9 protein-coding genes are annotated in these 11,138 nt (G+C 70.3%); 4 read left to right on the top strand and 5 right to left on the bottom strand.

Features of this window, described 5'->3' with window-relative positions:
* Positions 1-320: 320 nt before the first annotated feature.
* Positions 321-731, bottom strand: a complete 411-nt coding sequence (locus tag ACFWY5_RS50650) for a hypothetical protein (protein ID WP_379628260.1) — start codon at positions 729-731, stop codon at positions 321-323.
* 46 nt (positions 732-777) lie between these two features.
* On the bottom strand, positions 778-1,545 hold the full coding sequence (locus ACFWY5_RS50645; protein WP_379639281.1) for an SAM-dependent methyltransferase: 768 nt from the start codon (positions 1,543-1,545) through the stop codon (positions 778-780).
* A gap of 1,697 nt (positions 1,546-3,242) precedes the next feature.
* Here ACFWY5_RS50645 and ACFWY5_RS50640 point away from each other — a divergent pair.
* Positions 3,243-4,346, top strand: a complete 1,104-nt coding sequence (locus ACFWY5_RS50640) for a hypothetical protein (protein ID WP_379639280.1) — start codon at positions 3,243-3,245, stop codon at positions 4,344-4,346.
* Positions 4,347-4,400: 54 nt separating this feature from the next.
* Here the strand turns inward: ACFWY5_RS50640 and ACFWY5_RS50635 are convergent, their stop codons facing one another.
* The gene (locus tag ACFWY5_RS50635) at positions 4,401-5,327 is read right to left on the bottom strand and encodes an MBL fold metallo-hydrolase (protein ID WP_379617549.1); all 927 of its coding nucleotides are present in this window, start codon (positions 5,325-5,327) and stop codon (positions 4,401-4,403) included.
* A gap of 112 nt (positions 5,328-5,439) precedes the next feature.
* Between ACFWY5_RS50635 and ACFWY5_RS50630 the strand changes: the two genes are divergently transcribed.
* The gene (locus ACFWY5_RS50630) at positions 5,440-5,778 is read left to right on the top strand and encodes a single-stranded DNA-binding protein (protein ID WP_379639278.1); all 339 of its coding nucleotides are present in this window, start codon (positions 5,440-5,442) and stop codon (positions 5,776-5,778) included.
* Positions 5,779-5,793: 15 nt separating this feature from the next.
* Here the strand turns inward: ACFWY5_RS50630 and ACFWY5_RS50625 are convergent, their stop codons facing one another.
* On the bottom strand, positions 5,794-7,623 hold the full coding sequence (locus ACFWY5_RS50625; RefSeq protein ID WP_379639277.1) for a DUF1015 family protein: 1,830 nt from the start codon (positions 7,621-7,623) through the stop codon (positions 5,794-5,796).
* A 155-nt stretch (positions 7,624-7,778) separates the two neighbouring features.
* Here ACFWY5_RS50625 and ACFWY5_RS50620 point away from each other — a divergent pair, with 155 nt between their 5' ends.
* Both ACFWY5_RS50620 and ACFWY5_RS50615 read left to right on the top strand, forming a co-directional pair.
* Entirely contained in the window at positions 7,779-8,201 is a 423-nt protein-coding gene (locus tag ACFWY5_RS50620) for a tetratricopeptide repeat protein (protein ID WP_379617555.1), read from the top strand.
* Positions 8,202-8,617: 416 nt separating this feature from the next.
* Positions 8,618-9,583 carry an HAD-IIA family hydrolase gene (locus tag ACFWY5_RS50615; RefSeq protein WP_379639276.1) on the top strand — a complete coding sequence of 322 codons (966 nt, stop codon included), beginning with the start codon at positions 8,618-8,620 and terminating at the stop codon, positions 9,581-9,583.
* Positions 9,584-9,892: 309 nt separating this feature from the next.
* Here ACFWY5_RS50615 and ACFWY5_RS50610 read toward each other — a convergent pair whose 3' ends face one another.
* A complete protein-coding gene (locus ACFWY5_RS50610) occupies positions 9,893-11,065 on the bottom strand; it encodes an ROK family protein (RefSeq protein ID WP_379639275.1) in 1,173 nt (390 codons plus the stop codon).
* Positions 11,066-11,138 lie beyond the last annotated feature (73 nt).

The following is an 11,138-nucleotide window of genomic DNA, read 5'->3' as shown; positions in this document are numbered from 1 at the left end:
AACCCGGAAGTTAAGCTTCCCAGCGCCGATGGTACTGCACTCGGGAGGGTGTGGGAGAGTAGGTCACCGCCGCACAAAAACATGCAAGAGGAGAAAGGGCCCGACCGGTTGGTCGGGCCCCTTTTTTTTGCGTTCCCCTAGACCCCGTTCACTACGCGGCCGCCTCGCACGGTCGCCATGGGCGTTCGCTCGCGTGTCCGATGCTTTGGGCACTACTCGCCCCGGTACACGCGCCGCGTCCTTCTCGCCCTCTGCCGGGGCGTGGCGTGCCCCTTGAGCCTCGGCTCCCCGCCGCTTCGGCGTAGGGGCGGCGGGCGTACTTAACCGGTGGCGTTGCGGGGGGCGGCTATCAGGCCGTAGATGATTACCACGCAGAGGGCGATGCTGATGATGGACCAGACCGGGTAGGCGGGGACGAAGGCGAACTGGCCGATCATGGCCAGGGCGGCGAGGAAGACGCCGACCGCGCGGGCCCAGATTTGGCCTGCCATGATGCCGGCGCCGGCGGCGATCTGCAGGATGCCGACCGCGAGCCAGATCCAGCCCCAGGTGGTGTAGTCGAAGACGAGTAGGCGGCCGGCCGGGGTGATGAAGTAGTCGTTGCGGAACAGGGCGATCAGGCCTTCGATGGCGTTGAAGACGCCCAGCACGACGCCGAGCATCCCGGCGAAGGTCAGCCAGCCGGATTCCTGGCGGAAGGCTGGGCCGTGGTGCGTGGATGCAGTTGCCATGTCGGGATATATCCCCTGACGTGGGGAGAATGTGGGGAGATCTGGGTTATGGGTTGGGCAAAGGTATGGCTGGGCGGAGGATGAAGACGCCCCAGCCGAGGTACTGCCGGCCGTACTTGAGATGGGAAGTTCGGCATTGACGGAGGAAGTCACGCATCGCGGGGGCTTCCGGGTCGTCGGGGTTGTCGAGGAGCCAGTCGCTGATCGTCCACCATTGGGAGGCGGTGTAGCGGTCCCAGCCGTCGGGGTTGGCCAGGATCATGTCGAGGAGTTCGAAGCCGGATCGCTCGATGCGTTCGGCGGTCGCGGCCAGTGAGACGCAGGTGTGGTTGTCGATGCCCAGAGCCGTGGCTGCTTCCGTGGGCAGCGTGGTGTTCCAGAAGATCTCGCCTACCAGGATCAGGCCGCCTGGGCGCAACAGCGGGCGCATGAGGTCCAAGGTGCCGGTGAGGCCGTTGCCGATCCAGGTGGCGCCTATGCAGGAGACGATGTCGTGGGCGCTCCGCTCGGCCTTTTCTGTTGCGTAGGTGGCGGCTTCTGAGTGGATGAATTGCACGCGGTCGGTGACGTTCAGCTCATTTGCGCGTTCGCGGGCGGCGGTGAGGAAGACCTCGCTGAGGTCGACGCCGGTGCCGTGTACGCCGTACCGCCTGGACCAACGGTTGAGCAGTTCGCCTTTGCCGCAGGCCAGGTCGAGGTGCCGGGCCCCTGGGCTGGGGTGACAGATTTCGCCGAGGAGGTCGAGTTTGTCTTCGGTGAAAGGGTTGAGGATGGGGTTGCGGGCTTCGGCTATCTCGTGTGCGCGTAGCGACATGCCGTCATCCTGGTGGAGCCGGTCTTTGGGGGCGACCGAATATCGGCCCGGGTCGGTGAACTGCTGGAGCTTGCTAGGCTGGAGGCGCCGGGCCACCCCACCACGGGTGGCCTTCTTCGCGTAAGACCCGCGGTGCGGGCAGCCACAGTGGACCGTTGGGTGAGACACGGGTCCGCTGAGTGAGCCAACGAAATGGACCAGAAGTGAACAGAGATAACGGATCGGACGGCGGACAGAGCGGGCGTGGCGACAGCCCCCGCGACGGAGACAAGCGCCCAGACGAAAACAGAGGCGGGTACGGCTCCCGCGACTCGCGCGGAAACCAGGGCGACCGTCCGTTCCGTTCCGACGACCGGGGACGGGAGGGTCGCCGGGAAGGCGGCTACGACCGCGGCCCCCGTCGGGATGACCGCGGGCCGCGACGAGAAGGCGGCTACGACCGCGGTCCTCGTCGTGAGGGTGGCTATGACCGTGGTCCTCGTCGTGAGGGTGGTTACGATCGCGGTCCTCGTCGTGAGGGCGGGTTCGATCGTGGTCCGCGCCGGGATGATGATCGTGGGCCCCAGCGTGGGGGCGGTTACGACCGTGGCCCGCGTCGTGAGGGCGATGCTCCGCGGCGGGCGTTCCCGGACCGGGATGAGCGTGGGTTCGCCGAGCGTCCGGACTTCGGGAGCGGCGGGCGGCGCGACGGTGGTTACGACCGTGGTCCGCGCCGGGATGATCGTGGTCCGCAGCGTGAGGGTGGTTACGACCGGGGTCCTCGCCGCGACGATGATCGCGGGCCTCGTCGCGAGGGTGGCTATGATCGCGGGCCGCGTCGTGAGGGCGGTTTCGACCGTGGCCCACGCCGGGACGACCGTGGTCCGCGCCGGGATGATCGTGGTCCGCAGCGTGAGGGTGGTTACGACCGGGGACCTCGCCGCGACGATGATCGCGGGCCTCGTCGTGAAGGTGGGTATGACCGTGGTCCTCGTCGTGAGGGCGGTTACGGTGGTCCTCGCCGGGACGATCGCGGGCCGCGTGGAGACAGTGGGCCTCGCGAGGATCGGGGCGGTTACGATCGCGGGCCGCGTCGCGAAGGCGGCTACGACCGTGGTCCCCGTCGCGAAGGTGGCTACGATCGCGGTCCCCGCCGTGAGGGCGGTTTCGACCGTGGCCCACGCCGGGACGACCGTGGTCCGCGCCGGGATGATCGTGGTCCGCAGCGTGAGGGTGGTTACGACCGGGGACCTCGCCGCGACGATGATCGCGGGCCTCGTCGTGAAGGTGGGTATGACCGTGGTCCTCGTCGTGAGGGCGGTTACGGTGGTCCTCGCCGGGACGATCGCGGGCCGCGTGGAGACAGTGGGCCTCGCGAGGATCGGGGCGGTTACGATCGCGGTCCTCGTCGTGAGGGTGGCTATGACCGTGGCCCCCGTCGCGAAGGCGGCTACGACCGCGGTCCCCGCCGTGAGGGCGGGTTCGATCGGGGCCCTCGCCGCGACGATGATCGTGGGCCGCGTCGTGAGGGGGGCTACCGGGATGACCGGGGGCCCCGCCGTACCGACGGATTCCGTGACGAGCGGGACTCACGCGGCGAGGAGCGGCGTGACTCCGGCCCTGGCCGGCCGTTCTCGCGCGACGGCGACAGCGGGTCGCGGGCGCGCTTCGGCAAGCCAGAGCGGGAGGAGACGCGCGAGCGTGAGCCGCTGCCCGAGATGCCGGCGGACATCACCGCGGACGAGCTCGACCAGGAGGTACGCGACGAGCTGCGCGCCTTGCCCGGCGACCTCGCGGATCTGGTGGCCAGGCATCTGGTCGCGGCCGAGCGGGCGCTTGGTGAGGACGATCCGGATCAGGCCTACGAGCACACCAAGGTCGGGCGGCGGTTCGCGGCCCGGATCGGGGTGGTGCGGGAGGCCGCGGGGATCGTGGCCTACCGGGCCGGGCATTTCGCCGAGGCGCTCAGCGATCTGCGGGCGGCGCGGCGGCTGACCGGGTCGGATGCGTACCTGCCGGTCATGGCGGACTGCGAGCGCGGGCTTGGGCGGCCTGAGCGGGCGCTTGACCTGGTGCGTTCGCCGGAAGCGGAGCGGCTTGACCGCGCCGGGCGGATCGAGCTGGCGATCGTGGAGTCCGGGGCCCGCCGGGACCTGGGGCAGCACGACGCCGCGGTCATCACGCTGCAGCGGCTTCCCGAACTGCGTGACCCGCAGGCGCGTCCCTGGTCAGGGCGGCTGGCGTTCGCCTACGCGGACGCGCTGGCCGAGGCCGGGCATGGCGAGGCGGCTACGGACTGGTTCGCGCGGGCCATGTCCTTCGACGAGGACGGCGAGACGGACGCGGCCGAGCGTTACGCGGAGCTGACCGGAGCGGTCATCGAGGACCTTGAGGAGGACGACGAGGACCTCGACGCCGACGCCGAGACCGATGTCGAGGCCGAGGAGGTGTCCGACTCGGCGGCGTTCGCAGAGGCGGGTGACCTGCTGGGCGGCGACGAGCCCGTGGCCGTGGACGAGCCGGCGGTCGATGAGCCCGAGGCCGAGGTCGACGAGCCCGATGTCGACGAGCCCGTGGCTGCGGAGGAGCCCGCCGACGTTGTCGCGGAGGAGCCCGCGGCTGACGACGCCAAGGAGCCGGCCGAGGCAGTTGCCGAAGCGGTGCCTGAAGCCGAGACGGTGGCCGAAGCTGAGCCTGAGGCCGACAAGCCGGACGAGGAGGCCCCGGCCGCGGCCGGTATCACGCCCGCGTTCATCGAGCCGGACTTCGGTGACATCCTCGACGAGGCGCCTGAGCCCAAGGATGGCAAGACCGAGTCCTGACCTGCGCCGCCCGCCGTACCGTGGAATTCTTCTGGGGTACGGCGGGCGGCGCCGTTACGGTGAGACGCGGTCGAGCCAGTGGAGGATGCCGGCGACGTTGGAGGCCGCGCCGCTGAGCAGTTCGAACTGCTCGGCCGTCTCGTCGTCGGCCTTGAGCGCGAGGTAGCGCTCCTTGGTGCGTTCGTGGACCATGGCGACGGCGTGATCCAGATCCATCCCCTCGGAACGGGCCTGGCGCGTCATGTCCACCCAGACACGTAGTTCTTCCGCGGACCTCTCCAGAGTCTCCTGAACCGCCTCGACCGGTCCGTAGTGGCTGAACAGCAGCCGTTGCGGCCCCAGCGCCTCGAACAGCGCGATCGAGTTGAGTGCCGTTTCCAGGTCGAAGTCGGGCGGCGGGGTGGCGGGGCGGAGGTCGCCGGTCTCGGGGAGGTAGACCCCGGCCGCGTCGCCGACATAGAGGTCGCCGGTGCCCGAATCGACCAGTCCGACATGGTGTTTGGCGTGGCCGGGGGAGTAATGGCTGCTGAGCGTGCGGCCGTTGCCCAGGTCGATGGCGCCGGTGTCGCCGAGGGCGACGATGCGTTCGGCCTCGGTGGGGGTCAGTTCCCCGAACAGCGTGTCCAGCCGATCGCCCCACACCATCCGGGCACTGGCCATCAACCTCGACGGATCGGCCAGATGCCGCGCGCCCTTCTCGTGCACCACGATCTGCGCGGACGGGAAGTACTTCGCCATGTCCCCCACTCCGCCCGCGTGGTCGAGGTGGATATGCGTGACGACGACCGTCGCGAGGTCCTGCGGCCCCACGCCGAGCGAGGCCAGCGCGTCCCGCACGACCGGCGCGGAGGTCGAGGTGCCCGTTTCGACCAGGCATGGCCGGTCACCCAGGATCAGATAGCCTGCGGTGATCCCGGAGTATCCGGCCATCTTCGTGTCGATCTCGTACACGTCGCCGCCAAGGGCGGTGATGTTGTCCACAAGCACTCCCGAGTCGTTCACCACAATCCCCAGAACGGCGTTCGAGCCGATCCGGCCATGCCCTCATCGTAAAGAGTGATCTCGGCCAGTTCACCGACGAGGGAGGCCTGAGATGGACCACAACGACGTCCAGCTGACCGGCAAGCTGTCCGGCGCACCGGAGCACAGGGAGATGCCGAGCGGCGACACGCAGACGGCGTGGCGCCTGGTCGTCCGCCGCCCGCAGCCTCGGCCGCGCGCGGTCGTCGACACGATCCGGTGCGTGACGTACGACCCCGATGTCACCGCGTTCGTCGAGGGCCTGGCGTCCGGCGACCGCATGGAGATCAGCGGCGCCATCCGCTGCCGCATCTACGGTCCGTCGCATGCCAAGGTCTGGCGCTACGAAGTCGAGGTCGCCTCGGCCACCCGGGCGGTCGTCCCCGAGGCCGGGGCGGTGGCCGCATGCTGAGCCGCCCCGGCCGGATCAGTCGGCGTCCAGCGTACGCAGCACCAGTCCCGTGCGCGGCTTCGGCCCGAACGACGTGGACTTGCGCGGCACCCGCTCACCCTCGGCCGCCACCGCGAGCACGTCGTCGACGGCCAGCGCGTTGAGGATCACCGCCGTGCCTCCGGTGGTGGCGGCCAGGTCCGCCGCGGCCTGCGCGTCGTGGTGCACGATCCGGACGTCGACCTCGTCGTCCCGCATGCCCCACACCCTGGGCATGACGAACTCCGTCAGGACGGAGGTGTTCAACGCGTTCCACCGCGCCGAGCGGTCGGCCGGCATGGCACGGGCGAACTGCACCGGATCCGGATCGGTCAGTAGATGGCCGCCACCTTCTCCGGCCAGCAGGAATGCCGGTTCGGGTGCTTCCCGCAGCGCCGCCAGGCCGGAGGGCAGGTCCGCGAAGTCCTGGACTCGCCACGCGCCCTTGGCACGGGCGGCCGCCTCTTCGAGAGGCAGTCCGGGGATGACGCGATGGATCGCCTTGAGGTCCGGCGGGTAGGCGTCGGAGTCGACGAGCAGGGCCAGCCCGAAGTCCCACGGGCCGGAGTCCTGGTCCTGCGTGCCGGACACCTGGTCGGTCTCGGCGGGGCTGGTCGCCGGTGCGGGGGTTGCGGGGGTGGTCGTACGGCGGGCGTGTTCGTTGCGCTGGAGTTCGCGGTAGGTGGCGTAGCGGTGATGGCCGTCGGCGATGAGCGCCTGGCGGTGGCGGAGGTCGGCGTTCACGGCGTCGATCTCGGCCTGGTCGGTGATGGCCCAGAGGCTGTGCCGTACGCCGTCGGTGGTCTGGGCGGTCACCAGGGGCCGGCGGGTGGTGGCGACCTCGTCGACCAGGCGGCTCGCCCTGCCCTGCCGGGCTGCCGAGCCGGACGTTCCGCTGCCTCGGTAGCCGGCGGTCGGGGTGTCCTTGGGGTCTGAGTGTGTGCTTGGGGCTGCGGTGGGGTCGTTGCCGTTGTACAGGAGGAGGATGGGTTCGAGGTTGGCCTGGGTGGTGCTCATGAGGGCCAGGCGGTCGGCTACGGGGCCGGGCATGACGTTCTCGTGGGGGAGGATGACGCGCTGCTCCGGGGCGGCCAGGCCGACGTCGCCGATCAGGCCGCGTTGCAGCATGCCCGGGGCCTGCTGCTCGTAGACGTACAGGGCCGGGCGGTCGTCACGGACCAGTACACCGTCCGCCAGCCAGGCGCGCAGGGCGTCTCGGGCTGCGCCGTACCGGCGGGCGGTGGGTGACGGGCGGTCTTGCGTCTCGGCCTGCGCGTGGGCCGTGGTGTGCTCGGCCGTCGGTGTGGCCTGCCTCGGGGCGTGGTTGTGCTCGTGATCGGTGGCCTCACCGGCGTCCTGGCCTGTTCCCGATGCCTGGTCCGCGTCTTCGGGGTTGGGCGGTGTTCTGGGGTGTGGGCGGTGCGTGGGAGCTTGTCCGACGTCGTCGAGGCGTGCGGTGACCGCGGGTCCATCGACGGTGGAGGCGCGAAGGGAGGCTTGGGCCGTGCCGGGCTGGCCTGTGGTGTTCGCGCCGTGCTGCTCTGTGGCGTCCGTGGGCTGCGGGCTTTCGGCGTCCGTGTTGTGCGGGCTCGCGGAGGGCGGCTGGGGTGTGGCCTGGGGGGCGGACGTGTGAGGGACGGGGACGGGGGCCGGTGGCGGGGAGGCCAGGTGGGCAGGGGCGCGGGGAAGGATGAGGCGGACGACATTGTTGGGATGAGAGTCCAGGAGAGCTTGGACGTCGTCGTCCGAGATCAGGTCATAGGGCGGGGAGGTGACCGCCCCGGGGTCGTCCACGGAGAAGCGGACACCGCGGAAGGGGCGCAGCATTAGCCCATCTGGCACCGGTAGTTCAGGAGTCCCCATACCGGGCATGCTCCCATAGAGGTCCGAGTCTTCCCCGGGTTGCCCCCATATCCCGGCGATGCCCGTTCTCTCCGGGAATCGCGCGGAACTGCCGTCGTTCGATGAAGGAGCCCTCACGCATGATCCAAGGCAGAAACGTCCCTGATGATTCCCCCGGAGCGCCTTCGGGTGAGGTTTATGACTGGTACCAGCGTGGGGTGAAGCTTCTTCAGGAGGGCAGTCCGGCTGCTGCCGCGTCGCTTCTGGAACGTGCGGTGGCGGCTGAGCCGGAGTCGCGCAGCATTCGGGAGGCGTTGGCTCGGGCGCAGTTCAACTCGCGGCAGTACGTGCAGGCCGCGGATACCTTCCGGTGGATTGTGGATGCCAATCCGGCGGAGGATTACGCCTATTTTGGGCTTGGGCTGTCGTTGTGGCGTACGGGGGATATGGAGGCGGCTCAGGAGCCGCTGGCTATCGCTGTGGCCATGCGGCCGGATGAGCGTAACTATGTGACGGCTTTGCGGAATGTGCGGGCGACGTTGCGGGCTCGGCGGGCTATGTGAGGGGTTCGGTGGCGTTCCGATTCTCTGGGCGGCTTGGCCGGCGGGGCTGGGCGTTACGCGGGTGCTTGACGCGTGTGCGGGCGGCTGCCGATCTTCTGACGGGGTGGAGCTCCGCCGAAGGGAAGCTTGGGCTCTGTGCGTAGGGCTTTGGGGTCTGCGCCTCTGGGCTTCGTGCTTGCGGGCTCTGTCGCTGACGGTTGCTGCCTTGTTCTTGGCGTGGGCTCCGGGAGTTCGGGCCTTGGGTCCTGAAGCTCGGGCCTCGGGTTTTGGGTTCCGCTTTTGGGCTTGTTCTTGGGTTTCGCCTTCGGTGTCGCTGTGATGCTCTCCTGTGTGCGGGCGGACAACTGGTTGTGGGTGGGTGAAGGCGCGGGGGTTAGAGTCGCTGGCGGTGTTGGTCGCGGGTTAGGGGATATGTGGTGCTGGTCGATAGGTACGACACCTTGCTGCTTGACCTTGATGGGGTTGTCTATCTGGGGGCTCATGCCGTGCCCGGGGCGGCCGAGTCGTTGGTGGCGGCCAAAGGGCGGGGGGTTCGGCTGGCTTATGTGACGAACAATGCTTCGCGTACTCCCGCTGCCATCGCGGGGCATCTCCGGGAGTTGGGGGTGCCCGCGGAGCCGGAGGATGTGGTCACTTCGGCGCAGGCGGCGGCTCGGTTGATCGCTGAGCGGTTCGAGCCCGGGGCGCGGGTGCTGGTGGTGGGTGGGACGGGGTTGCGGCTGGCCGTACGGGATCAGGGGCTTCGGGTGGTGACGACCGCGATGGACCAGCCTGTGGCGGTGGTGCAGGGGATCGCGGCCGGGTTGTCGTACGGGCTGCTGGCTGAGGGGGCTTTGGCGGTTCGGCAGGGGGCGCTGTTCGTGGCGTCCAATGGGGACACCACGATGCCTTCCGGGCGGGGGGAATTGCCGGGTAACGGGGCTATGGTGCGGGTGATCGCCTCGGCGACCGGGGTTGAGCCTGTCTATGCGGGTAAGCCGGCGCCGCCGTTGCATCGGGAGTCGATGTTGCGGACGGGGGCCGAGCGGCCGCTCGTGGTGGGGGATCGGCTGGACACCGACATCGAGGGGGCCAGCAACGCGGGGGTGGACAGTCTGCTGGTGCTGACGGGGGTGGCGGGTCCGCTCGATGTGCTGACGGCCGCGCCCGAGCATCGGCCCACCTACGTCGCGGAGGATCTGCGGGCTCTGGGCGAGGACTATCCCGAGGTACGGCGGGGCTGGCGGGCCACCTGGGTCGACGGGAGCCTCCGCCTGGAGGGTGACGGGACGTGGATCGACGGGCTCCGGACGGCCTGCGAGGCGGCTTGGGCGGCGGCCGGGGCGGGGCGTGTGGATGAGGACAGCGTCAAGCCGGTGCTGGAACGCCTCCAGGCCGGCTGATATGGGGTAGCGGCGCGGATCCGGCCGACCGGGCTCGGGGGCTCCGGGGTGGACGGGCCGCGGTGGTGGGATGCCCGTAGGCGAGGCGCTGGGTGGGGGATCGGGTGCTGGGCGGGCCGCATTCGTGGCTGGTCGCAGGGGGTCCGAAGCGCTGCTGCGCTGGGCAATGTGGGTGGTCGAAGGCACCCCGGGGTCGAGGGCGTCGGGGCAGTGCGCCGGGTAAGAGGCCGGGCTGGGTGTTGGTTCGGGGGTGGGTGCTGGTTCAGGTGGGCGTTGGGGGTCGGGGTTGGGCGCCGGGGGGTGGTGGGGTTAGGCGGAGGTGGGGCGTTGGGGGGCGGTGGGGTGGGTGAGGGCGCCTTCGGGGGAGAAGAACAGGTGGTCGATGTGGTCCAAGGCCAGGCAGGCAGCCCCCAGAACCACGCATTCCTCGCCCAGCGTAGAAGGCCGGATCTCCGGTACGCGCAGGCAGTGCGGGGCCAGAGCGTGGCGTAGCGGGGCGAGGAGGACGTCGGCTGAGCGGGAGAAGCCGCCGCCCAGGACCACGACCTCGGGGTCGAGGGTGAGGACCATGGCCGCGGTGCCCAGGGCCAGGTCCCGGGCGTAGGCCTCGACGGCGGCGCGGGCGGTGGGGTCGCCGGTGCGGGCGGCGCCGAAGACGAGGGCGGCGGCGTCCTCCGCGGGGGCGCCGGCGGCGGCGGGGCAGGATTCCAGGTGGTCGGTCATGGTACTCCAGCCGGTGATCTCCATCAGTCCCACCTCCCCGGTGGCGCCGCTGAAGCCGTGGTAGGGGCGCCCGTTGAGGATCAGGGCGGCGCCGGGGCGGCGGCCGGCGTGGAGGTAGACGAGGTCGCGTACGCCCGCGGCGACGCCGAGGCGTTGTTCGGCGAGGGCGGCGAGCTTGCTGTCGTTCTCGATCGTGATGGGGCAGGGCAGGCGGGCACCGAGGTGGCCGATGAGGTCGGTGCCGGCCCAGTCGGGCAGCGCCTGGACGCGGGTGATGACGCCTTCGCGGTCGACGACGCCGACGGTGCCGGCGGCCACGCCCCACAGGTGGGCGGGGGTGAGGCCGGCGGCGATCAGGGCGGCGTCCATGGCTCTGTTCATGGCGTCGAGGCGCTGCTCGCGCGGGGTGCCGGGGCTGACGGAGGTGCGGCCGCTGGCGATGGCCCTGCCGTTGAGGTCGGTGATGGTGGCCAGGACCTTGTGCACGCCGATGTCGATGCCGAGGACGTGCCCGGCGTCGGAGCGGAAGCGGTAGCGGCGGGCGGGCCGGCCCATGCCGCCGGGGGAGGGTTCGACCTCGGCGATCCAGCCGCGTTCCTGCAGGTCGGTGACGACGTCGACGATGGAGCCGCGGGAGAGCCCGGTGTGGGCGGCGAGTTCGGTGAGGGTGAGCGGGCGGCGCGCGTCGCGCAGGGCGCGGATGCTGCTGAGCGAGTTCAGCTGCCGCAACCGCTGCAGGTCCCCACCGCTGACGTGCACGTCGATGCCTCCTTTTTGATGGAAACCTCATTATGTACGGCAAGCGACGTCTCCGCCACATCGAAACCTGGGG

The sequence above is a fragment of the Nonomuraea sp. NPDC059007 genome (assembly GCF_042740555.1).
Classification (GTDB): domain Bacteria; phylum Actinomycetota; class Actinomycetes; order Streptosporangiales; family Streptosporangiaceae; genus Nonomuraea.
This window is presented reverse-complemented; position numbering and strand designations above follow the sequence as displayed.